The sequence below is a fragment of the Paenibacillus sp. YIM B09110 genome (assembly GCF_037167145.1).
Taxonomy (GTDB): domain Bacteria; phylum Bacillota; class Bacilli; order Paenibacillales; family Paenibacillaceae; genus Pristimantibacillus.
Map to the genome: position 1 here is coordinate 1 of NZ_JBANSP010000036.1, position 23,836 is coordinate 23,836.

The 23,836-nt window shown below is 50.9% G+C and carries 15 protein-coding genes and 1 rRNA gene; 2 read left to right on the forward strand and 14 right to left on the reverse strand.

Annotated elements, in window-relative coordinates; genetic code table 11:
• A 16S ribosomal RNA gene (locus tag V8F51_RS28960) occupies window positions 1–71 on the reverse strand; the annotation flags it as partial.
• Between the two features lie 654 nt (window positions 72–725).
• Here V8F51_RS28960 and V8F51_RS28965 point away from each other — a divergent pair.
• Entirely contained in the window at window positions 726–2,594 is a 1,869-nt protein-coding gene (locus V8F51_RS28965) for a sensor domain-containing protein (protein ID WP_337103989.1), read from the forward strand.
• 90 nt (window positions 2,595–2,684) lie between these two features.
• Here V8F51_RS28965 and ligA read toward each other — a convergent pair whose 3' ends face one another.
• The 9 genes from ligA to V8F51_RS29010 all read right to left on the reverse strand — a co-directional run bounded on the left by ligA (window position 2,685) and on the right by V8F51_RS29010 (window position 16,474).
• Window positions 2,685–4,694 carry an NAD-dependent DNA ligase LigA gene (gene ligA / locus V8F51_RS28970; RefSeq protein ID WP_337103990.1) on the reverse strand — a complete coding sequence of 670 codons (2,010 nt, stop codon included), beginning with the start codon at window positions 4,692–4,694 and terminating at the stop codon, window positions 2,685–2,687.
• A 50-nt stretch (window positions 4,695–4,744) separates the two neighbouring features.
• Window positions 4,745–7,081 carry a DNA helicase PcrA gene (gene pcrA, locus V8F51_RS28975; RefSeq protein ID WP_442956506.1) on the reverse strand — a complete coding sequence of 779 codons (2,337 nt, stop codon included), beginning with the start codon at window positions 7,079–7,081 and terminating at the stop codon, window positions 4,745–4,747.
• A gap of 178 nt (window positions 7,082–7,259) precedes the next feature.
• Window positions 7,260–7,979: a heptaprenylglyceryl phosphate synthase gene (locus V8F51_RS28980; RefSeq protein ID WP_337103991.1), complete on the reverse strand. Its 720-nt coding sequence runs from the start codon at window positions 7,977–7,979 to the stop codon at window positions 7,260–7,262.
• A 116-nt stretch (window positions 7,980–8,095) separates the two neighbouring features.
• Window positions 8,096–9,574: a hypothetical protein gene (locus V8F51_RS28985; protein WP_337103992.1), complete on the reverse strand. Its 1,479-nt coding sequence runs from the start codon at window positions 9,572–9,574 to the stop codon at window positions 8,096–8,098.
• Window positions 9,571–9,819, reverse strand: a complete 249-nt coding sequence (locus tag V8F51_RS28990) for a hypothetical protein (protein WP_337103993.1) — start codon at window positions 9,817–9,819, stop codon at window positions 9,571–9,573. Before V8F51_RS28990 ends, V8F51_RS28985 begins: the two co-directional genes overlap by 4 nt.
• A gap of 43 nt (window positions 9,820–9,862) precedes the next feature.
• On the reverse strand, window positions 9,863–10,498 hold the full coding sequence (locus tag V8F51_RS28995; RefSeq protein ID WP_337103994.1) for an RNA polymerase sigma factor: 636 nt from the start codon (window positions 10,496–10,498) through the stop codon (window positions 9,863–9,865).
• A gap of 114 nt (window positions 10,499–10,612) precedes the next feature.
• Window positions 10,613–13,135, reverse strand: coding sequence for a U32 family peptidase (locus tag V8F51_RS29000; protein ID WP_337103995.1), 2,523 nt, complete (start codon window positions 13,133–13,135; stop codon window positions 10,613–10,615).
• A 259-nt stretch (window positions 13,136–13,394) separates the two neighbouring features.
• Entirely contained in the window at window positions 13,395–15,308 is a 1,914-nt protein-coding gene (locus V8F51_RS29005) for a stalk domain-containing protein (protein WP_337103996.1), read from the reverse strand.
• A gap of 47 nt (window positions 15,309–15,355) precedes the next feature.
• Window positions 15,356–16,474 (reverse strand): S1C family serine protease, encoded by a 1,119-nt coding sequence (locus V8F51_RS29010; protein ID WP_337103997.1) that lies wholly within the window; start codon window positions 16,472–16,474, stop codon window positions 15,356–15,358.
• A gap of 278 nt (window positions 16,475–16,752) precedes the next feature.
• On the opposite strand from V8F51_RS29010, the gene V8F51_RS29015 reads away from it, so the two are divergent.
• On the forward strand, window positions 16,753–17,721 hold the full coding sequence (locus V8F51_RS29015; RefSeq protein ID WP_337103998.1) for a sugar phosphate isomerase/epimerase family protein: 969 nt from the start codon (window positions 16,753–16,755) through the stop codon (window positions 17,719–17,721).
• Window positions 17,722–17,870: 149 nt separating this feature from the next.
• On the opposite strand, the gene V8F51_RS29020 is transcribed toward V8F51_RS29015, so the two are convergent.
• The 4 genes from V8F51_RS29020 to uvrB all read right to left on the reverse strand — a co-directional run bounded on the left by V8F51_RS29020 (window position 17,871) and on the right by uvrB (window position 23,692).
• Window positions 17,871–18,092 (reverse strand): hypothetical protein, encoded by a 222-nt coding sequence (locus V8F51_RS29020; protein WP_337103999.1) that lies wholly within the window; start codon window positions 18,090–18,092, stop codon window positions 17,871–17,873.
• A gap of 312 nt (window positions 18,093–18,404) precedes the next feature.
• Complete coding sequence (locus V8F51_RS29025) at window positions 18,405–18,785, reverse strand: VOC family protein (protein ID WP_337104000.1); 381 nt, start codon at window positions 18,783–18,785, stop codon at window positions 18,405–18,407.
• A 4-nt stretch (window positions 18,786–18,789) separates the two neighbouring features.
• Window positions 18,790–21,675, reverse strand: coding sequence for an excinuclease ABC subunit UvrA (gene uvrA, locus V8F51_RS29030; RefSeq protein ID WP_337104001.1), 2,886 nt, complete (start codon window positions 21,673–21,675; stop codon window positions 18,790–18,792).
• A gap of 16 nt (window positions 21,676–21,691) precedes the next feature.
• The gene (gene uvrB / locus V8F51_RS29035; RefSeq protein ID WP_337104002.1) at window positions 21,692–23,692 is read right to left on the reverse strand and encodes an excinuclease ABC subunit UvrB; all 2,001 of its coding nucleotides are present in this window, start codon (window positions 23,690–23,692) and stop codon (window positions 21,692–21,694) included.
• Window positions 23,693–23,836: the final 144 nt, after the last annotated feature.

Sequence of the window (23,836 nt, forward strand, 5' to 3'; positions counted from 1 at the left end):
CTCCGCTCGACTTGCATGTATTAGGCACGCCGCCAGCGTTCGTCCTGAGCCAGGATCAAACTCTCCATAAAGGTAGTTCGACTTGCTCATTACTTAACTAGCTAGAAGTTTTCTTTTGGCCGAAGCCAAGAAGAAATCTTCAAATTTTTGTTTGGATTTTGACGTGATCCATTTGTTCAGTTTTCAAAGAACTTGCTGTCACATTTTGTCGTGACAAGAATTCATGATATCAGCTTTCGTCCATCGTGTCAACAGCTTGTTTTACTTTTTTAAAAAGCGTTTCAAACCGTTTTTCGCAATGCCTCCGAAGCGACAAGAAATAATTTAACACATCCGCAAACGAAATACAACTTGTATTTTTTTACAATCGTTTCTATTCGATATGAGATGTATCCTTCATGATCCGCATCCACTAATTGACAATGATTCTCATTGCACATATCATGATGGATAATGCTTGCATCATCTATGATCAGCTCGTCAGTTGGGAGTGTCCTTCATTGCATAACCTCTTTATCAATCCTGTTTCTCAGCTTGTTTTTAACCATATGAATGAAGGGGTCGTGATCTACGATCCGTCTGCCCGGCTCATTCTTTGTAATATAACTGCAGCAAAATACGGATTCGCAGCTACATCGGATAACGCTAACCAGCGTAATCCGCTATTTTTTGAAGTAAACGGTGTAACGCCATTAACAAAAGAGGACCTTCCTCTCCGGCGCCTTATGCACGAGCAGCGAGAAACGAGTCAGGAAATGTGGCTCGTCCCTGAAGAAGGGAAAGCCGGCAGCATCGTTCGTATCGTCGGCAAACCTCTGCTTTCAGAGAGCGGAAGCACTTACGGATATATGCTTGTCATTCATGATATTACGATCAGCAAATGGGCCGAGAAACGGCTTGAAGTAAGCGAGCAACGTTTCAAATCACTATACGACCACAATCCCGATATCGTTTTTTGGTTCGATCTGCATGGACGGTTGCTCAGTGCCAATCCAGCCGCGCAGCGGATAACCGATTTCTCTCAGCAGGAATTGCGAGACAAAACGATAGAGCAACTTCTCGGGGCTATAGGCAGTCAGCATATAAGCAACATTTACGCAAAGGTTCGAGAGGGCAACCCTCTGCACGAGGAGACAACGGTTACCCATTCGAACGGAAGCACTCTTTATCTCCAATCAACGTTCATTCCCATTATGGTGGACGGACAGCTTGTTGGAATCTATGTCATCTCGCAAGATATTACGTCTCAGAAGCAAGCGCTGGAAACGATACGGCGGATCGCCTATTTCGATTCTTTGACCGGATTGCCGAACCGCCATCATTTTTTCGAGCTTCTCACGGATACGATCGTCAATAGCACTTCCCCCTCCATTCGCGATGTTCAGTCTTTCGCATTGTTATTCGTCGACTTGGACCGTTTCAAATGGATCAATGACACGCTTGGCCATCTAGCCGGAGATCTGCTGCTGGAGCAGACCGCCGCAAGGATGAAGCAATGCATCGGTACTCGCGGCGTCATTGCAAGGCTGAGCGGAGACGAGTTCATCGTGCTATTATACGACGCCTTGGGCGAAGAAGCGCAGCATAGTGCGCAGCAATTAATTGAAGCCGTCGCGTCGCCGGTATTCTATGAGAACAATCACATTCATACGACGATCAGCATCGGAATAAGCCTGTATCCCGAGCACGGCTCGTCTGCCGAGGAGCTTATTCAATTTGCCGATATAGCGATGTATCGCGTGAAGGAGAGAGGGAAAAACGGATTCCAGTTGTTCGATTCCGAGATGAATGCCGCCATGGTTCGCAGAGCTTTTCTAGAAAATGAAATGAGAAAAGCCATTCACGATCAACAGTTCACGCTGCATTACCAACCGCAGACGGATGCGCGAAACGGAAAAATCAGCGGTTTCGAAGCGCTCGTAAGATGGCAGCACCCTGGCCGCGGTCTCGTATCCCCGCTCGAATTCATTCCGCTCGCCGAAGAAACGGGACTTATTACGGCTCTTGGCGAATGGGTGCTTCGACAAGCCTGCGTTCAATTGAAACGATGGATTAAGGAAGGTTTCGATTCCGTTACAATGGCTGTTAATATATCAATGAAACAGTTCCAGGATGATCATTTGTTCACGATGATCGAAACGATATTGAAGGAAACAGAACTCGATCCCGCTTTGCTAGAGCTGGAGATCACCGAGAGTATCGGCCTGCAAGGCGCAGACCAAGTGATCAACAAGCTGTTTCAACTAAAGTCGCTTGGCATTCGAATCGCGATCGACGACTTCGGTACCGGATATAGCTCTCTGCACTATTTGCGCAAGCTGCCGCTGGATACGCTCAAGATCGACAAGTCTTTCATTCGCGATATGATGTCCGAAACTAAAGGCAGCTCGATCGTTCATTCTATTATTGAATTGGCGCATAGTCTGCAGCTCGATGTTCTCGCAGAAGGTGTCGAGAAAACCGAGCAGCTAGAGAAGCTCGTTTCCTTCGGCTGCGATCGGCTGCAAGGTTATCTATTCTCGCCTCCCATCCCGCCCGAGCAAGTTCACAAGCTGCTCTTCCCTCCTCAAACAGGGGACCATTCTTCATTCTAAAAACAAAAAGGGTGCAAGGCATAGAAGCCGCAGGACTGGTTCACTACCAGGCTCTGCTAACGCTTCATTGCCATGCACCCTTCTTCATGCTTACTCTTCTCCCAACAATCGAAGAAGCTCCGCTTCATCATCAATAACGGCAATACCCAGCTCGCGCGCTTTGGTCAGCTTGCTGCCGGCGCTGTCGCCCGCTACGACGAAATCGGTTTTTTTCGATACGCTTCCCGAAATCTTAGCGCCGCAGGCTTCAAGTTTCTTAGCCGCTTCGTCTCTCGACATCGTCGGGAGCGTTCCCGTCAGTACTACGGTCTTGCCGCTAAAGATACTGTCCTCGCGAACGACGACTGCCTGCTCGGCTTCCGCCTTCACGCCTAGCTCGCGCATGCGCGCAATACTGGCTGCGATGATCGGATCCGTGAAGAAGCCGACAATACTATCCGCCACGATACCTCCAATGTCCGGGAGCGTAACAAGCTCCTCCGCGGTAGCCGCCATAATCACATCGAGGCTGCCGTAGTGATCGGCGAGCATCTTGGTCGTTGCTTTGCCCGTATTCGGAATGCCTAGCGCGAATAGGAACGATGCCAGCTCGCGGGACTTCGACTTCTCGAACGCATCCAACAGCTTGCGGGCTTTCTTCTCGCCGAAACGGTCAAGCTTAATCAGATCATCATATTGCAAAGCATACAAGTCCGCAGGATCGCGAACTTCGCAATCGGTGTAGAGCTGGTCTGCCGTCATTACGCTGAACGTCTCGATATCCATCGCATCGCGCGATGCAAAGTGTGTAATACGCCCGATAATCTGCGGCTGGCAGCCTAGCTTATTGTTGCAGAACAGATGTGCTCCGCGCTGCTCGAGCTCCGTACCGCAGGATGGGCAAACCGTCGGAAAGACGATCTCCGAGCCCGGTTCGTCGTCGGCTTTGCCTAGTATTTCCGGAATCACATCATTGGAGCGTCGAATGATAACCTGCGCGCCCAGCGCATGCTTCAAGTTCTTGCGTTCAATGTCGCCAATATTGTTAAGGGTACAGTTCTGAACCGTCACACCCGCCAGCTCAACCGCCTCTACACGCGCTACCGGTGTTATTTTGCCCGTGCGGCCTACCTCCCAGGAGACAGACTCCAGCACGGTCGTTGTTTCTTCAGCCTCGAACTTGAAGGCAACCGCCCAGCGCGGGAACTTGTCTGTGTAGCCAAGCGCCTCTCTTGTGCGCATGTCAACAAGCTTAACGACCGCCCCGTCGATCAGGAAGTCCAGCTTGTCGCGCTGCTCCGTAATGCGGCCAAGCTCCTCCTGAACCTCTTCAATGGTCCCCATATAAGTCACATAAGGGTTCACTTTGAATTTGTTATCACGCAGAAACTGCTGCATTTCTCGATGATTCTCGAATGACACGCCGTCCGTGTAGCCCACATTATAGAAGAAGGCGTTAAGCTTTCTCTCCGCCGTCACCTTTGGATTCAAGTTGCGAAGCGCTCCTGCTGCCGCATTTCGGGCATTCTTAAGCGGTTCAACTGCCGTTTCGTTGTACTTGGCAAGTACAGACAGCTGCATAATTCCCTCACCCTGAACCTCAACAATGCCGTTCGTGAAAGGAATCGTCAGCGGAACAGAACGAATCGTTCGCACCTGCGCCAGAATACCTTCGCCGACCGTTCCGTTGCCGCGCGTCGACGCCTGCGTAAGCTGTCCGTCCTCGTAAGTCAAATTAAGCGTTAAGCCGTCGAACTTCAACTCGACAACATAGCTTGGATCGGGGAGCGTTTCTGGATTTTTGGCATTGTAATCGGTGATAGCCTTCACGACACGGGCATTCCATGCGAGCAAGTCCTCTACGTTTTGCGCCTTGTCCAGACTCCACAATCTTGCGCGGTGACGATACGGCTCGAAGCCGGTGAGCAATTCACCGCCAACACGCTGCGTCGGCGATTCCGGCTGTACAACACCCGTCGATGCTTCCAGCGCAACGAGCTCATCATACAATTTGTCGTAATCCGCATCAACAATCGACGGTTCATCCAAGGTGTAATACTTGTAGTTGTGCTCCGTAATGATCGCGATGAGCTCCTGCATTCTTTCTAATTGAGCGCTCATACAGGCGGTCTCCTCTCCTAATAGGCAACTTTCGAATCTATAAACTTAGTCTACACCTTTGTAATCGGCGCGAAACCTGCCAGAAGCCGCTTAATTCCGGTCGGCGCCGGGAAAGCGATCTGCAGCTCCATGTCATTGCCCGTACCCTTCACGGACACAATGACGCCTTCGCCCCACTTGCCGTGCGCGACGCGGTCGCCAGCGGCAAAGCTGCCTGAGGCGGCTGCGCTTCCGCCAGCAGCCGCTCCGCCTTGGGCCGCCTTGGCGGCATCGAGCGGCGTGCTCACGCGCACGCCGGCTCTGCCGCCTGCCGCGGCCGGCCCGCTCCCCGCCATGCCGGGGGAGCGGCCTCCTGCGCTAGGCGTGCCATAGGCTGGCGCGCGCCCTGCGACAGGGCGGATCGCCGCGCGGGCGAAGCTGCCCGCGGCGGACGCGCTTTCCCTCACGGTGTCCGGGATTTCCTGCAGGAAGCGTGAGGGCATGTTCGAAGCCGTGCGCCCGAACAACGTGCGCATGCGAGCGCAGGTCAAGTACAGGCGCTCTTCGGCGCGCGTAATGCCGACATAAGCGAGGCGGCGTTCCTCTTCGAGCTCCTCATTATCGGCAAGAGCGCGGCTGTGCGGAAATACCGACTCCTCCATGCCGATAATGAAGACGAACGGAAACTCTAGCCCCTTCGCGCTATGCATCGTCATTAGCGTCACGGCATCGCTCAACTTCTCCTTCTCTTCCTCGTCTTTGCCAAGCGAATCAATATCGGCAATGAGCGCAAGATCCGTCAAGAATGCGATAAGCGTACGATCCTCGTTGCGCTTCTCGAAATCCATCGTCACCGAGAGAAACTCGTCGATATTCTCGAGGCGGGCTTTCGACTCCAACGTATTCTCGCGCTGCAGCTCCATCCGGTATTGCGATAGCTCCAATATTTTCTCCGTCAGCTCCGTCACAGACAAATATTCAACCATACGCGTTAAGTTATCAATGATGCCGTAAAATTCGTTCAATAGAGTGCGCGTACGCCCGTTCACTTCGACATCGCCGAGATCAGCAAGCACTCGGAATACGGAAGTGCCGCGACGCGCCGCTTCCTCTTCCAGCTTCGATACCGTCGTATCGCCAATGCCCCGCTTCGGCACATTAATAATCCGCACCAAGCTAATATCGTCGTCCGGGTTCGAAATCAGCCGCAAATACGCGAGTATATCCTTAATCTCTTTGCGATCGTAGAACTTCACTCCACCGACGATCTGGTACGGGATATCCGACTTGATCAAAATTTCCTCGATGACCCGGGACTGGGCATTCGTACGATACAAAATCGCATGATGAGAAAACTTCCGCCCTTTGTTCACGTTCTTGCGAATCTCGCCCGTAACGTAGTAACCCTCTTCATGCTCGGAGTCGGCCTGGTACAGCGAAATAAGATCCCCTGCTCCTTGATCCGTCCACAGCTTCTTCGGCTTGCGGCCCGTATTCAGCTTAATGACCGCATTGGCCGCATCAAGAATGTTAGCTGTCGAGCGATAGTTCTGCTCCAGCATGATCGTGCGCGCTTCTGGATAATCGCCCTCGAAGTTCAAGATATTCGTTATGTCCGCGCCCCTCCAGCGATAAATCGACTGGTCGCTGTCGCCGACGACGCAAATATTATGATGCTTATCGGCCAGCATGCGGCACAGCATATACTGGGCTCTGTTCGTATCCTGATATTCGTCGACATGAATGTAGCGGAACTTGTTCTGATAGAAATCAAGCACCTCTGGCTCATCCTTGAACAGCTGGATCGTCATCATAATGAGATCGTCAAAGTCGAGCGAGTTGTTGTTTCTAAGACGCTTCTGGTACTTATCGAAAACTTTGGCTACGATGTCATCAAAGAAATCGCCAACCTTTTCTCCGAAGCGCTCCGGTGTAATGAGCTCATTCTTCGCTCCGCTGATCGCCGCTTGAACGGCCTTCGGTTCAAATTTCTTCGTATCCAAATTCATATCCTTCATGCAGCCGCGAATAACGGACAACTGATCGGACGAATCCAAGATCGAGAAGTTTGTCGTATACCCGATACGATGAATATCTCTGCGCAAAATACGGACACACATAGAGTGGAACGTCGATACCCAAATGTCCCGTCCTGTCGGTCCGACAAGAGCGCTAACCCGATCCTGCATTTCACGTGATGCTTTATTCGTAAACGTAATAGCGAGGATGCTCCATGGAGCTACCCGCTTCTTCTCGATTAAGTATGCTATACGATGCGTGAGGACGCGCGTCTTGCCGCTTCCCGCGCCGGCCATAATCAGCAGCGGTCCATCCGTCGCTTGTACGGCTTCCCGTTGCGGCGGATTAAGCTTCTGCACCGCTTGCTCGATGCCGATATGATTCAACATGCTTTTGCTCCTTTGTTCGCATTTGTTCGCCTATCCTCAGTGTAGACAACGACCTGCCGTGTGTCAATTTGAACCCTCAACTATTTTAGCAAAATAGTTCCATCGGTTGTACCCGTAAAAAAAGGCTGCTACAGTGTCGGATGAGACACGCAAGCAACCTTATCTGTTCTGTTCCTCTTCACCTTTCAACATTCGCTATCAGGTCGACTTCCCGCACAGCCTCGACCGTAGACAAGGCCGCAGCAAGATCGCTGTACACAACATTGCCGACGACTACCGTATGAGCGGCAAGCGCCGCCTCGCGGGCTTTGTCTTCATTGTCGATACCGCCTCCATAGAACAATTGAGCGTCTTCGATAACCGCTTTCGCCCGTTTCACTAGCCGCATATCGCCATACGTCCCGCTATACTCGAGATAGACGACCGGCAGGCGCATAAGACGATCTGCCATCCTCACATGAGCAATGAGCCCATCCTCATCAAGCTCGGTATCCGCTCCGGTCAACTTCGCCGCCGTTGCTTCGGCGTTCAATATAATATAGCCTTGAGCCGCCGTAGACTCCCAAGGCACGAAAGTGCCATACTCCTTCAAACCCTCGGTCTGTCGGCCATTAATCCATTCCGCCCGATCCGTATTTAATACGATAGGCACGAAGTAACCGTCAAAGCCGGGAACGGCGCCTTCCATCGTCGATACTTCAAGCGCGCAATCGACTTCAAAGCGGCGAATTCGCGACATGAGGTCAACTGTATTTTCGAATGTTACACCGCTCGATCCGCCAACAATAATCGCATCCGTACCAGACATACAGATCGCCTCAAGCGCCTCGTCCGACAGCTCGCGCTCTGGATCAAGCTTGAATACATGCCTCCAACCGGAATACCAAGCACCGTTCATCAATAATTACGCCTCGCTTTATTGTAAAATCGCCCTACTCCTAAAGCCTGTATGCTTCTATGCTAAGTCAGGGCGATTAGCGTGTCAAACATTACTCTCGGCAATGAGGCGCCTGCCTATTCCTTCTGCAGTCTTTCGCGAAACTCTGCCTGCAGCTGGCGATCGCTATCGCTCGGATCGACGATTTTGTCCACATATCGTAGCGCTTTGTCCAAATCTCCTTCTTTATCATCAAAGCCGTAACCAATTAGCCGCGCGAGCGCGCGTAGAGCCGCATCTTTGTCCTCGTCTTGCTTATAAGCTTCGATCGCTTCCTCATACCGGTTCTCCATGACAAGCTTATCGCCCTCCAGCATTCCTTCCTCCGATACGGTGAAAAAAGGTGCGGCATAGGTAAGCATCGTGTAATAGCCGCTGGAGCTGGACAGCTTTCGGCCGTCAGCCGTATAAGCATCGACCGACCAAATAAAGTCGCCCCCAGGGTAAACGATGCCTAATATACTTGAATGCCATAGCCGGACAAACCCATTCGCATCGATCGATTTGCCATAGCTGTTAATACTGCCTCGCAGCTCTTCCATCCTATACTCGGCGAACGTTGTCCGGTGGCGATCATCGAGCAGCGGAGATGAGGTCGAGCCCGTGGCGTTGCCTTGTTTATCCCGTGCTATTGTTGTTATCGAAATCTGATAATAATCAGCGCCAGGATAAGCCTCCCATTCAAACCTTAATCTATCCCCGTCAATACGTTCTTTATTTACAGGCGAGACAACCTTAAGTTGCGGAACAAATGCGATATCGTACCGTGGCGCAGCTTGTGCATCGTCCGCAATCGTTGCATAACTTTGCTCAGACTGAGTCAAATAATAGCCATCCACCTGCTCGGGTGTCATGCCAACGCCCAACTCATAGTCGTCAGGCGCTATATCGTAAAAGCGATATTGCCCCCGTTCATCTGTAATAGCCGTCGGGTATTGGCCGTTCACCGACGAACTCCAACCGTTATCGCTTTTCCTATGCAAAATGACGTACACGTCGGTTGCCGGCTCGTCACCAAGCGTTACGGTCCCGCTAATAGACAGCTTCTGATGGTTGTCAGGATCCGAATGGCGCGATTCAAGCGTCTTTAAAAACGATTGCAGCTCGTTTACGTCATAAAAAGCATTTGGCTCTTGCGATAGTTGCCGGAATAACGCTTCAGCCTTATCCCATTGGCCGTCCCACATATAGAGCCTGGCCAAATTGATTTTAACGCCGTTTATATATTTCGAGGTTGAATATTTATGCAGCAATTGCTCTAAACGAGCGGCGGCATCCGCTCTCGCTTCCTTCATTGTTCCGCGGCCGCTTGATGATGTGAAGGACGGGAAAATATAAAGTCGTTCGTCTTCTCCAAAGTCATTCATTTGCAATGCTTCGCCGGAAGCGTAATATAACGCCATACCCGCTTTGTCATCATTAGGAAACAGTTTTAAAACAGCTTCGTATTTGCCGGCATTAAACAACAAGGACGGAAGCCCGTTATAAGCGATAACCAGCGCAAGTATCATAGAAGCGAGTATCAGCATAAGCGTTTTTATTTTGATGCGAATCATTGCGCTCCTCCCCAGCCCTCACGCAGCTCCGATTCATAATACGCGCCGCCCGACATGACGATCAGCCGATCCTCGCGATCTTGACCGATTTGCTCCTCTGCCGCTTTGTGCATTTCCGGTTCTGCCGTCAGCTTCATCCAGCCAAAGATCGGCAATCCGACTAACAGGAGCACAACAAGCGCTGCCGCTTGCCAAGGTATACGCAGCTCGCGGTTCCAAAATGAAATCGGCTCTTTCTTTTCCATAACGGCTTGCATCATGTTTTCATTAAACTGAAAGTCCTTTAGTTCACTTTCCAGTTTGTCTCGCCATAACCTCGATTGTTCCCGCTTCCCGTTCATCGGACCAGCCTCCCTCCTCCAGTTTCATCCTTAACAGCCTACGGCCTCGAAGCAGTTTGCTTTTCACTGTGCCCTCCGGCTCATTCAGCACTTCCGACATCTGCTTAATGGATAATTCCTGATAATAGTACAAAACGATGGCTTCGCGGTAATGCAGCGGCAAGCTGGCAATTGCAGCTCGCAGCGACAGCTTCTCTGCCCATTTCTCCGAACCGGGCACGGTATCCATCATCATCCCTGTACTTGCGGCCGGCCACTCAGGCACAACCTCGATCTCCGAATCGCCGCCGCCCCATGACCGCACGAAAAGTCTGCTCCATGAAGCAAGGCGCATTTTGCCGCGGCAACGATTTATTGTAATTTGCAGCAGCCAGCCGCGAAGGCTTCCTTCGCCGCGAAACTGACTGATCTTCTGATAGGCGGCCAAAAAAACGTCCTGGCTGACATCCTCAGCCAAATGCCGATCCTTAAGCAGCAACGCGGCAGTCCGCAAGATGTCGTTGCCGTATTGCTCCATCAGCCACCGCAGCGCAGTTTCATCTCCGCTTCTCAGCCGCTCGATCGCCTGTCGCTCCGCGCTCATCTCTTCACCTGCCCTCTTACCTATAAAGATGCATGAAGTCCATCAATCGGTTGCATCATAGACCATATAAAAATACCGCCTTCCCATTGAGGAGAAGACGGTAAGCATTTGACTTTATTTATTTACAAGCTGGCCGCGCGTGACGCCGAGTTGATTCGTTGCCTTCAAGCTACGCCATACTTGCGTGCCGCTAATCTTGCCATCCAGCGCGTCGCGGTACAGCGACAGCACTTCCAGTACCTTATCCGGCGTCTCCTCTAGAAACTCGACGCGGAAGTTCGATACGCCAAGTCCGACAAAGTTGCGGATATACTCCGCTCCCGATTGCTCGACGGCGTTGTATACCGTATTACGGCAACCCTCATCGACGCGAACAGGATGCGACATGCCGATCCGATCCTGCAGCGATGCGCGCTGTTCTTCGCATGGACGTCCGCAGTTCGTAAAGTTCGTTCCTTCGCTCATGAAGGTGCAATAAACGCAATGCTCCGTATGGAACATCGGCAAATGCTGGTGAATAACAACTTCCAGCAGCGACGTATCCGAATGATCCAGCAAATCAACCATCTGTTGGATATTGAGATCGTACGAAGGCGTAATGAGATCAAGCCCCGCTTCGGCAAACAGGTTCACCGCTTTGTGATTCGCTACGTTAAGCGAAAAGTCGCCGATGAGCTTCGGAAACGGCTTGTCTGGATTAGCCGCGCGAGCGCGCAAATAATAATAGAGCGCTCCTGTGTTGCGGACGAGTACAGCATCAGGCTGCAATCGCAGGATGTTCGCGTGGTAGCCGTTCTCGCCCGGCATATGAATGCGCGGCGTTGCCAGAGCAATCGGCTTGCCAGCGGCGCGGGCCGCAGCAACGGCTGCCGGGAATTGCTTAATAAATTCGAAGTCGGCGTAAATGTAGGACACATCCGTCTTAACCGCCGCTTCAACCTGCTCAAGACTGCGGCATAATGCGGTCAACTGAGCTTCCTTGCCGCTACGCGGAGCAAGCGCATCCTTGCCGTTAAAGGCATCGTCGTTCACTTTGACTTCGCGCTTCACGTATACAGGCGGCTTCGGGCGCTCTCCTGCAAGCTGATCGACCGCCTCGCGGCGCATCCGGTTCAGCTCGCGAACGGGAACGATCAAATCGCCGTTAAGCGCAACTTCAAGCTTATCGAGCTGATATACCGTCCCGCCGAGTCTGCCTAGTTGGTCTTCCAGCAAGGCGGCGTCCATCGGACGCTTCATTGCTTGTTCAAGCATAAGCTCGGAGACTACCTCTACGGTCGTTCCTTTCTGAACATCGGTCCACCATGTGCGCAGCGGCTCGCCCGCTGTTCCCGTTACTCTTACATGCAGCGGAAATACACGATACGGCTTATCCGTCTCGAACGTTGCGCGAAGGCGCTTGTCGAGCGCAGGATCGCTCGTCTTCCATACGCGGTCGCCAACATGCACCTTGCGCAGGTCAACGTCGTTGCGTCCGGCGACAAGCTCGATTAGCGTGCCTTCCTGCGCTTCGCCCTCAATCTTGACGCCTTGACGGCGAATATCGTAGACGCGGCCGCCTTCTTCCTTCTTCGTCGGGTCGCCTGCGTCGAACACGATGCCGTCGCCGCGCTTCACCGGCGCGTCGAGGCGAAGCGTTACGGCATCGCGCATGATGCGCTCCACTCGGCCGAGGTAAACGCCGCGGCTCTTAGGGAACGTGCCTTCAACCAGCTGCTTGTTGTTCGTTCCATCAAGGAAACCATGCGTGAACCCGCGCGAGAAGCTTTGCTGCAGCTCACGCACTTCCTCCTTCGACGGCTTCGATAGATCGCCGTCGAAATATTTGTCGATCGCCTTCCGATACTTGCTCACGACATTGGCGACATATTCCGGACTCTTCAATCGTCCTTCAATCTTGAACGACGTGACGCCGGCTTGGATCAGCTCCGGAACAATATCAATCGCCGCCAAGTCCTTCGGCGACAACAAATAAGCGATATCGCCCATCGGCTGAATTTCGCCGTCGACCATCAGATCGTAAGGCAGCCTGCACGCTTGCGCGCATTCTCCGCGGTTGGCCGAACGTCCGCCCCACATTTCCGAGGTTAAGCATTGGCCGGAGTAAGATACGCATAACGCACCGTGCACGAATACTTCCATCGGAAGCTTCGCCTGTTCGCCGATCGTCTGGATCTGCTTCAAGTTGTTTTCACGGCCAAGCACGACACGTTCGATGTTGAACGGCTTCGTAAATTCCACCGCTTCCGGCGACGTAATCGTCATTTGCGTCGATCCGTGAATCGGGAAATCCGGAGACAGCTCGCGAATAAGCTTCACGAGTCCAAGGTCTTGCACGATAACGGCATCGACGCCGGCATCGATACACATCTCAATCAGCTTCTGAGCATCCCTCAGCTCGTCCTCGAAGACGAGAATGTTGAACGTCAGGAAACCTTTTACGCCGTAAGTATGCAGGAAAGCCATAATTTCCGGAAGCTCTTCGCTGCGGAAATTGTTCGCTCTTGCACGCGCATTAAACTTCTCTACGCCAAAAAATATAGCATCCGCGCCATTCGCTACAGCTGCGCGCATACATTCCCAATCGCCGGCCGGGGCCAGCAGCTCTATATCCGATCGTACTATTGTATCTACCATATTAACGTTCATTCCCTCGCATTCTTTGAAACTGCTGCTATTATCTTATCAAACCGACCGCAAGTAATCCACCGTACATATATGGCATTGTCTCCATCAACAAGGTGAAACGGCTATCGCCATCCTTTGGCGGTGCAAGCGCGTTTCATTCCGGAGAAATATAGGGACACAGTATAATGTGAAAACATATACGTTCCTATATTTAAATAAAAGACCGGCTTCCGCTCGCGGAAGCCGATCTTTGAAAGGTATTCCTTAATTAGTTAAAACGAATCGATTGCAAAGCATCCTCAATCCGCTTCAAGTTCGGCTCGGTCGCATTAGCGTCATTAATATCGAACACAAACACCAATGACCCCTTCGCCGTATCGAATACATAAGAGTACTCCGTATGCGCGAATCCGTAATCCTCTGAATTCGTGTGAACAACGGCTTTATAAGCAGTCTTGCCGTTGATCGTAACATTCGTGCTTTCTTTCAGAACCATTCCTATTTCTTTACCCATTTCAGAATCCACGTACGATCGCAGCAGTTCCTCATAATCGCTCGCTTTCAATTCCTCGTCGAACACGATTTGCATCGATCCGCCTTGATAGGTGTAATAGACTTCCGTATCGTTGAAGTCCTTCGAGTAGCCGTACCAGAATGCCGGAAGCTCAATGGAATAGCCATATTCGGTGCTGCGTTTGGTCACCTTCTCCGTACGATTGTCGGCCGAAGTGGATGTATCTTGCTTATAACCGAAGTTGCTGTCGATATATGCCGTATCGATATCTACGCTGCCGATAATTCGGTTAAACGACAACGTGCTGGAAAGAGCTGTTTTTGCATCATAGCTGTAAGTAATCAAATATTTGTAGTCGCCCGACACGAACATGACTTCTTTATACGTATACCATTCCTTCTGATCAAACGACATTTCGTATGTCATTACGATTGCATTGCCGTCCTGCAGCTTGAGTGGAGCGGAAGACACGTTGCGCAGATAGCCGCTCACGAAGTCAGCCTTCAACGTGCTTTCATTGCGAGCAACCCACTTCTCCAAGGAATCGCCCTCTTCGAGCGAAGTAAAGGAGAATTGCAGATCGTCATCATCGCTCATGAAATATGGCTCATCTCCATCACTGTCATAATACCAATCGGCAGGCAGCTTCACCGTGAAGCCGTAGTCTTCGTCCGCGTAGGTAATAAAGCCGTCCTTCACCTTCGTTATATCTTTAAGCGCTTTGTCCGCTTTGTCGAAAGAAGGCTTGAAGCTGTCAAGCAAGCTTTGGTATCCGTTTAGCGCGGTCTTATCCGTTGCTTTGACACCAACAATGATAATGTAGAACGTATCGCCTTTCTGAATAGCGCGATATTCGTAGAACATTTTGCTGTCCTTCGTTCGCGTAATGATTTTCTCAAAGCTGTAATCTCCGACTTTAACCGTTCTCTCGTCAAGAGAATACTCGTCATAATCGTAGTACAGGGACAGCTCTTCGCGCACTTCGCTGGACGACAATTCGTTTTCAATTGTATCCGTCATAATAATAACTTGCGCGTCTTCCTTCGCATCTGCCCATTTGACATAATCGCCGCTGTCGCTTTGATCTACCTGCACAAGAGCCGCAGGATAATTCAACGACCAGTTGTGATAGCTGTCGCCGACCTTAGTCTTGCCGTACTCGGAATCAATGGAAGTGCTTCCGCCGCCTGTCGTTTGCGCACGAACACCTTTAATGGTTACTTCGCTCGTCTTCTTGTCGATACTGATTGTCGCGCCGAACGCTTCAACGATTATACGAAGCGGAACCATCGTCGAGCCTTTTATAACGATTGGAGCTACTGCTACTGTCTTTGCGATGCCGTTGACTTTAACTGTTTTGCTTCCAAAAGTAAGCTCAACCTTGCGGTCGTTATACGTCAATGTAATCCCGTTGCCGTTCTCCAGCTTAAGCGCCGCGCCAAAGGCGTTTGTTATAATTTTGAGCGGCACCATTGTCGTACCGCTTGCCACGTAAGGAGCCTGAACAACGGTAGGTTTCCCGTTAATATTGACAGTCGTATTGCCAGAAGTCAGCTTTACAACTACATTGCTCGCATCTGCCGCAAAAACGGCTGCCGGCATTAATGCCGCTACAAGCAGTACAGCCATAAGCAAGGCGACTATTTTTTTCGATATAAAATGGTTCATTGGTTATCATTGCTCCTTCTTAATAATAATGTTGTAGGCCGGGCCTTCTAGCCTTTCGCTAATGTAATCTTCTTCGTCACAAGGTCACCGTCGATTTGCAGCATCACTTCAACCTGCTGACCCGGCAAGTAGGTTTTCAACAACTCATTAATTTCTACAATCGTCGATACTTGCTTACCTGCTACTTTATACAGTTGCTGGCCGCTTTCGATGCCTGCCTTCTTCGCCGATTCCGAATCCACCGTCTTCACGGTAAGCGGATCAGAGCTTGGAATGCCGATAATGGCCGACCAGCTTTCCTCAAGCTGCAAACCTAATGAAGGTCGATTCACATAACCGTATTTGAAGAAATGATTCGTTACATAAGTGACGGTATCGGCCGGTATGGAGAAGCCAAGACTCTCAATGCCTACTTCGACGAACTTGAGCGAATTGATGCCGATAATCTCGCCTTTCATATTAACGAGCGGTCCGCCGCTGTTGCCTGGATTGATCGCCGCATCGGTCTGCAGCAAATTGTAGGCAGAAGAAATGCTGCGATTCATGCCGCTAAGAATGCCGCTTGTCGCTGTATTGCGCAGCGAGAAATCTACCGGTGTACCGATCGCGATAACCGTCTCGCCGATGGTTACCTTGAGCGGTGACGGTGCAAGCTTCGCAATCGGCAGCTTTGTCGCTTTGATCTTCACTAACGCGAGATCGCTTGCTTCATCATAGTGCGTTCGTACCGCATCGTATTGTTTCCCATCCGCCGTTACAACGACAAGATTGGTCATATCGTCTACAACATGCGCATTCGTGACAATCCAGCCGTCAGCCCGGATAATAACGCCTGTACCATGAGCCAGCGCGTACCTAGGGTCAGCGTTGCCAATATCGTTCGGCTTGCCGATAATCGCTACGACCGATGGCGATACTTTCTTAATAACCGATGAAATATCGGCTGCTGGCGTATAGGAATAAGTGCTCGTTTTGGAGTCGAATGTTCCCGTACCGCCCAGGCTGCTCGTTAAAGAGCTTGCCTTAACATAAATTTCTCCATTAATATTTTTGGCGTTCAGCACAATGGCTGACGATGCGCCGTTCCCTGCAGCCCATACAGTTCCTGCTACCGCTAAAGCCCCAAGTACAATCAGGCTGCCTATGCGCAGCATTCTACGATTCATATTGCAAACACCAGCTTCCATATAAATTTTGTTGCTATCAATCTATTAAACTATTGCGATTGGGAAATTAAGTAATCAGATTTCAATGTATCACGTTTACAAATATTTAACAATAATATAGGAGCTATTATCCTTATCGACATCCTCCTCTTGTTTGCTTAGTTATTATGCGATTTTGTCAAATGCACCTTGACATATGTGTTGTCCGCTTAGAAGTGATATAATGAATGAGACTTAGAATACAATCCATTCGATGGATTCAGGAGGTTATTTTCCAAATGAAATTAGGTGTATTCAGCGTACTGTTTGCACAGAAGTCGTTTGAAGAGGCGCTCGACTATATCGCTTCCAAAGGACTTCAAGCGATCGAGATCGGAACCGGCGGCTACCCAGGAAACGCGCATTGCGACCTTGACGGCCTGCTGGCTGACAGCGGCAAATTGAAAGCGTATAAACAAGCGGTAGAATCGCGCGGACTCATGATCAGCGCACTAAGCTGCCACGCGAATCCGCTTCACCCGCAAAAAGCGATTTCGACTGAGCATGATGAAGTGATCCGCAAAACGATTGAGCTTGCCAACCGTCTTGAAGTATCTGTCGTTAATACGTTCTCCGGCTGCCCTGGCGACCACGAGGATGCTAAATATCCGAACTGGCCGGTAGCACCTTGGCCGAACGATTACCAAGATATTCTCAAATGGCAATGGGAAGCAAAAGTTATTCCATATTGGTCCGAGATCGGCAAGTTGGCTACAGATGCCGGTATCAAAATCGGTCTTGAGCTGCACGGCGGCTTCTCTGTACATAGCCCGTCCACTCTGCTTCGTCTTCGTGAAGCGGCAGGCAATGCGATCGGAGCCAACCTTGACCCGAGCCATATGTGGTGGCAAGGTATTGATCCCGTTCAAGCCGTTCATATTCTTGGCCGCGCTGGCGCCATTCACCACTTCCATGCGAAGGATACAACGATCGATCCGATTAACGTCAATCATCACGGCGTAACGGACATGCAATCTTACTCCCTCATGCTTGATCGCGCATGGCAGTTCCGTACGGTCGGCTTCGGTCATGATCTGAAAACATGGGCTGATATCATTAGCGCCCTCCGCCTTGTTGGCTACGACTATGTCGTAAGCATCGAGCACGAGGACGGTTTGATGTCGGTTGACGAAGGTTTCACGAAAGCTGTTCAAAATTTGCAGCAAGTACTGATCCGCGAGCCGCTTGGCGAGATGTGGTGGGTTTAATCCGTTAGACGTTTTTAAATTAGAAGAGGCGCACAGGATCATACTGGTCCTTGTGCGCCTCTTTTTTACTTGCAGACAAAAAAAAGAGGTTGTCCGGTAAGCGTTAACGCTTCCCTGGCAACCACGATCTCACATGCGCTGATGGCCTGTTAGGCGAACCAGACTTTCACAATCATTATGTAGTCGATTACCAGGAATAAAGCAAGCGACACAAAGGTAAAGCCGATTGCAAAATAGTTTTTCTTCGGGCGTGTATTCAGCAAACGAATAAACCCGATGAGGATAATAACGGTGAATGCAAGCATGAACCAGTCGAACGTATTAATTTTGCTGGCTTCTTTTGCCGCTTCTTCTGCTGCCAAGAAAAACATGAGGGGACCTCCTTTTATTCGCACGTAGCCTAATATTACTCTATGTTAGCTTCAAGTGGCCGTTGATGCAAGCCTGAAACGTGATTCGTAACAAGTTTGTCACGATTTTTCCATGATCCCTGCACATATAAAATGTCCATCTCTGCTATTATCTATAACCTGCTGCATACAGAAATTGTGCTTATCCTTAAATAAGAAACAAAACCGCTTCGCCAAAGCGCTAGCTCTAGAGCACGAAACGGTTCCGTTTTTGTTTATTTACAACCTAAATGTTTAACAGCATCAGGCAATGTCGCCCACTCTAACGCACGGCTATTCACTTTGCCATACTATCAAGTGGTTTCCGTCAGGATCAAGCAGCTTAAAGCTCTTACCGGAACGTCCATGATCAACTATTGCACCGACACGAATACCGCTTAGCTCAAAGTATTCATGAAGTTCTTGCACATCCTCACACAAGAAGTTCATCATCGGAATGACGTCTCCGTCCTGCTTCAGCTGGAAGCACTCATCGACGCCTATTAGGGTAATGTCCGGTCCGCCTGTCAGCTTCAACTGAGCGAGCCCATCAGTGACCATATCGCCATACTCGCAGCCCATATACTTTACATACCAGCTAGCCGCACGCTTTACATTTTTGACAGGGATGCAGCAATTCACTTCTGGGTTGGCTTTGGAACGTTGCGCACCCATAAAATCACTCTGCTGCAGCGCCGACGGCATTCTCTAGCCGCTTATGAAGAGCGATCGTACGCTCGCGGTCACGTTCCATGATCGGCTTCAAGTATTTTCCGGTATATGACTGTTCGACTTTGACGACCTGCTCCGGCGTGCCTGTCGCTACGATCGTACCGCCGCCATTGCCGCCCTCCGGACCTAGATCAATCAAGTAGTCAGCCGTCTTAATAACGTCGAGATTGTGTTCGATAACGAGTACCGATTCACCTGAATCAACGAGTCTGTGAAGGACTGTCAACAGTCTATCGATATCATCCACATGAAGACCCGTTGTCGGCTCATCAAGAATATAGAGCGTCTTGCCCGTGCTCCGGCGATACAACTCGGCAGCGAGCTTCACACGCTGCGCTTCGCCGCCCGACAGTGTTGTCGCCGGCTGGCCAAGCTTCATATATCCGAGGCCTACATCGAGAAGCGTCTGTACTTTGCGGTGGATCCGCGGAATGTTCTCGAAGAAGATGCAGCCGTCTTCGATCGTCATCTCCAGCACTTCAGCAATGTTCTTGCCCTTGTACTTCACTTCAAGCGTTTCGCGGTTGTAACGCTTGCCTTTGCAAATCTCGCAAGGCACATACACGTCCGGCAGGAAGTGCATCTCGATCTTGATGATGCCGTCGCCTCTGCAAGCCTCGCATCTGCCGCCCTTCACGTTGAAGCTGAAGCGGCCTTTCTTATAGCCGCGCACCTTAGCCTCGTTCGTGCTTGCGTACAAATCGCGAATATCATCAAAAACACCTGTATACGTAGCCGGGTTAGAACGTGGCGTACGCCCAATTGGCGATTGGTCAATATCGATGACCTTCTCCAAATGCTCCAGCCCGCGCATTTCCTTGTATTGTCCGGGGCGAACCTTCGCTTTGTTCAGATCGCGTGCAAGCGTCTTATACAAAATTTCGTTGACGAAGGTCGACTTGCCTGATCCCGATACACCCGTTACCGCGGAGAATACGCCAAGCGGAATCTTTACATTCACATTGCGGAGGTTGTTCTCCTTCGCACCGCGAACCTCAAGCCACTTATCGCTCGTTGGACGACGCTCTCCAGGCACTTGTATGAACTTGCGTCCGCTCAAGTATTGACCCGTAAGCGAGTTCTCGTCCTCCATGACTTCCTGCGGCGTGCCTTGTGCAATTATGTTACCGCCATGAATGCCGGCGCCCGGTCCAATATCGATAATATAGTCCGCAGCCAGCATCGTATCCTCGTCATGCTCGACGACGATCAATGTATTGCCTAGATTGCGCATATGCTCAAGCGTCTGAATCAAGCGGTCGTTATCGCGTTGATGCAAGCCGATGCTCGGCTCGTCCAATATATAGAGGACGCCCATAAGGCTCGAACCGATCTGCGTGGCAAGCCTGATTCGCTGTGCCTCGCCGCCCGACAACGTGCCCGCTGCACGGCTAAGCGACAAATATTCGAGTCCTACGTTAACGAGGAAGCCCAGTCTGCTGTTAATTTCCTTCAAGATCAGATTGGCAATCGTCATTTCCTTCTCAGACAGCGACAGACCGTCAAAATAACGGTTCGCTTCGCCAATCGACAGCGACGTTACATACGCAATGTTCTGCGAACCGACCGTAACAGCCAAGCTTTCCTTGCGCAGACGCTGACCCTTGCAACCTCCGCAAGGCTTAGCACTCATGTAACCTTCGATATGCTCTCTCATCATATCCGACGCGGTGTCGCGATACCGCCGTTCGAGATTGTTGACGATGCCTTCGAACGGTACAAAAGCTTCCTTCCGATGGCCGAAGTCGTTCTCGTATAAGAAGCGAACCTTCTCGCCGCCCGTTCCGTATAACAGCTTCTTCAGTTGCTCCGGCGTCAGCTCTTCGACTGGTACATCTTGCGGAATATGGTAATGCTCGCAAACCGCGCTCAGGAATTGCGGATAGTAGTTCGACGTGCTTCCTGCCCAAGCAAGGAATGCTCCTTCTCGAATCGACTTGCTGCCATCCGGCGTTAGCAGGTCGGGATCCACAATCATCTTCGCTCCGAGACCGTCGCATTCCGGACATGCCCCGAAAGGACTGTTGAACGAGAACATGCGCGGAGCAAGCTCTTCTATGCTGAATCCGCATTCCGGACATGCCAGATTCGAGCTGAACAAGAGCTCCTCCTGGTCGATAATATCGACCAGGACACGGCCCTCAGACAGCTTCAAAGCTGTTTCCAACGAATCCGCCAAGCGGCTGTGTACGTCCGACTTAACGACGATACGGTCGACAACAACTTCTATGCTATGCTTCTTGTTCTTCTCGAGCTCAATCTTCTCGCTAAGCTCACGAAGCTCGCCGTTAACGCGCACACGCACGAAGCCTTGCTTCTGAATGTCGGCCAGCAGTTTCGTATGCTCGCCCTTGCGCCCCGAAATAATCGGAGCAAGAATCTGAAGCTTCGTTCTCTCGGGATATTCCATGATCCTGTCAACCATCTGCTCGACGGTCTGGGAGGCAATTTCGGTGCCATGTTCCGGGCAATGAGGCTTGCCGATCCGCGCGAACAACAGACGTAAATAATCGTATATTTCGGTAACCGTACCAACGGTCGAACGCGGATTGCGGCTCGTCGTCTTCTGGTCAATCGATATCGCCGGCGACAGCCCCTCTATGGAATCAACGTCCGGCTTCTCCATCTGGCCGAGAAACTGGCGCGCATAGGCGGACAACGATTCTACATAACGACGCTGCCCTTCGGCATAAATCGTATCGAACGCCAAGGATGATTTACCCGAACCGCTAAGCCCGGTTAGAACAACGAATTTATCGCGCGGGATCGTGACGTCAATTCCTTTGAGATTATGGGCACGAGCTCCCTTAATTACTATTTTGTCGCTTGCCAATCGTTTCTCCCCCTACTTATTCCAATTCTGCCCGAAGCTCTAGAAGCGCATCGCGAAGCTCGGCTGCACGCTCAAACTGCAAGCTCTTCGCCGCTTCCTTCATCTCTGCTTCCAGCTTCTGCAGCAATGCCTGGCGTTCCTTCTTCGTCAGCTTCTCCGTGCCGACGCCGGTCAAGTAATCGGACTTCTGTTCGGCGACCTTCGTCGCTTCGATTACGTCGTGCACCTTCTTGCGTATCGTCTGCGGTGTAACACCATGCTTTTCATTGAATGCCAGCTGGATCACACGGCGACGTTCCGTTTCCTTAATCGCGCGGTCCATCGAATCCGTTATTTTGTCAGCAAACATAATGACGCGTCCCTCGCTGTTCCTTGCCGCACGTCCTATCGTCTGTATAAGCGCACGGTCGGAACGCAAGAAACCTTCCTTGTCGGCGTCGAGGATTGTGACAAGCGACACCTCCGGTAGATCAAGACCTTCCCGGAGCAAGTTAATTCCTACAAGCACATGGAATACACCCAGCCGCAAGTCGCGCAATATAGCCAAACGTTCTAATGTCTTTATATCCGAATGGAGATAACGAACCTTGATTCCGACCTCTTTCAAGTAATCGGTCAAATCCTCCGACATCTTCTTCGTCAATGTCGTAATAAGGACGCGTTCATCCTTGGCAACTCGATCTCTGATCTCCGTCAACAGAACGTCTATCTGGCCTTTCGTTGATCGAATATCGATAATAGGATCGATAAGACCGGTTGGGCGAATGATCTGCTCCGTCATCGTCTCGCAATGCTCTAGCTCATATGGTCCCGGCGTCGCGGAAACATAGATGAGCTGCTTCGTCTTCTGCTCGAACTCCTCGAAGCGCAGCGGTCGGTTATCCATCGCCGATGGGAGACGGAAGCCGTGATTGACGAGCATTTCTTTCCTCGCTTTATCGCCGTTGAACATGGCTCGAATCTGAGGCAACGATACATGCGACTCGTCGATGACGACGAGCATATCGTCCGGGAAGAAGTCGAGCAGCGTGTAAGGCGTTGAGCCCCGCTCCCGGAACGTTAGCGGACCGGAATAGTTCTCGATACCGGAGCAGAAGCCCATCTCGGCCATCATCTCAAGGTCATAACGAGTTCTCTGCTCCAACCGCTGCGCTTCCAGCAGCTTGCCTGCATCGCGCAGCTCGGTAAGCCGCTCCTCTAGCTCGCGTTCAATATTAACAATAGCCAGCTTCATTGTTTCCTCATGGGTAACGAAGTGAGAAGCCGGGAAGATCGAGATATGCTCACGCTCGCCTACGATCTCTCCAGTAAGGACGTCAATCTCCGAAATACGTTCAATCTCGTCGCCGAACAGTTCCACTCGAATGGCCCTCTCATTATTGGCAACAGGGAATATCTCAACGATATCGCCTCGTACGCGGAACGTTCCGCGCGTAAAGCTAATATCGTTCCGTTGGTATTGAATATCGACCAGCTTATGAAGAATCGCATCACGCGGCTTCTCCATGCCTACTCGAAGAGACAGAACAAGACTGCCGTACTCCGAAGGAGAACCGAGGCCGTATATACACGATACACTCGCTACAATGATGACATCCCGGCGTTCGAACAAGGCGCTCGTAGCCGAGTGGCGCAGCTTATCGATCTCATCGTTGATGCTTGAATCCTTCTCAATAAACGTATCCGTTGAAGGTATATAGGCCTCCGGTTGATAGTAATCGTAATAACTTACGAAATATTCGACCGCATTATCGGGAAAAAACTGCTTAAACTCGCTGCACAATTGAGCAGCCAACGTCTTGTTATGGGCAATAACGAGCGTGGGCCGGTTGAGCTGCGCGATCGTGTTGGCAATCGTATACGTCTTCCCCGTCCCGGTTGCGCCAAGCAACGTCTGGTGCCGCTTGCCTGCTTCAATCCCTTCAAGCAGTTCAGCAATCGCCTTCGGCTGATCGCCCTGCGGCGTATATTCCGATTTCAACTCAAAAAGCTTCGTATTCTTCGCGATCTCATTCACGCCTTATCTCCACCTCCGGCAGTCCATTTCTATATTTATCAGTATAGGCAATTGTATCCGTTTCAAGCGTAAACGACCGACACCTTGCATGAGGGCATCAAACAATCGTTTCGCATCCTTATGAGAATATGTGTTCTTATTTAT

What these genes read in the sequence shown, in the direction of transcription:
- V8F51_RS28965 (WP_337103989.1), top strand. Translation starts at nt 726, where the DNA reads ATGCACGAGCAGCGAGAAACGAGTCAGGAAATGTGGCTCGTCCCTGAA.
- ligA (WP_337103990.1), bottom strand. Translation starts at nt 4,694, where the DNA reads ATGAGCGCTCAATTAGAAAGAATGCAGGAGCTCATCGCGATCATTACG.
- pcrA (WP_442956506.1), bottom strand. Translation starts at nt 7,081, where the DNA reads ATGTTGAATCATATCGGCATCGAGCAAGCGGTGCAGAAGCTTAATCCG.
- V8F51_RS28980 (WP_337103991.1), bottom strand. Translation starts at nt 7,979, where the DNA reads ATGAACGGTGCTTGGTATTCCGGTTGGAGGCATGTATTCAAGCTTGAT.
- V8F51_RS28985 (WP_337103992.1), bottom strand. Translation starts at nt 9,574, where the DNA reads ATGATTCGCATCAAAATAAAAACGCTTATGCTGATACTCGCTTCTATG.
- V8F51_RS28990 (WP_337103993.1), bottom strand. Translation starts at nt 9,819, where the DNA reads ATGGAAAAGAAAGAGCCGATTTCATTTTGGAACCGCGAGCTGCGTATA.
- V8F51_RS28995 (WP_337103994.1), bottom strand. Translation starts at nt 10,498, where the DNA reads ATGAGCGCGGAGCGACAGGCGATCGAGCGGCTGAGAAGCGGAGATGAA.
- V8F51_RS29000 (WP_337103995.1), bottom strand. Translation starts at nt 13,135, where the DNA reads ATGGTAGATACAATAGTACGATCGGATATAGAGCTGCTGGCCCCGGCC.
- V8F51_RS29005 (WP_337103996.1), bottom strand. Translation starts at nt 15,308, where the DNA reads ATGAACCATTTTATATCGAAAAAAATAGTCGCCTTGCTTATGGCTGTA.
- V8F51_RS29010 (WP_337103997.1), bottom strand. Translation starts at nt 16,474, where the DNA reads ATGAATCGTAGAATGCTGCGCATAGGCAGCCTGATTGTACTTGGGGCT.
- V8F51_RS29015 (WP_337103998.1), top strand. Translation starts at nt 16,753, where the DNA reads ATGAAATTAGGTGTATTCAGCGTACTGTTTGCACAGAAGTCGTTTGAA.
- V8F51_RS29020 (WP_337103999.1), bottom strand. Translation starts at nt 18,092, where the DNA reads ATGTTTTTCTTGGCAGCAGAAGAAGCGGCAAAAGAAGCCAGCAAAATT.
- V8F51_RS29025 (WP_337104000.1), bottom strand. Translation starts at nt 18,785, where the DNA reads ATGGGTGCGCAACGTTCCAAAGCCAACCCAGAAGTGAATTGCTGCATC.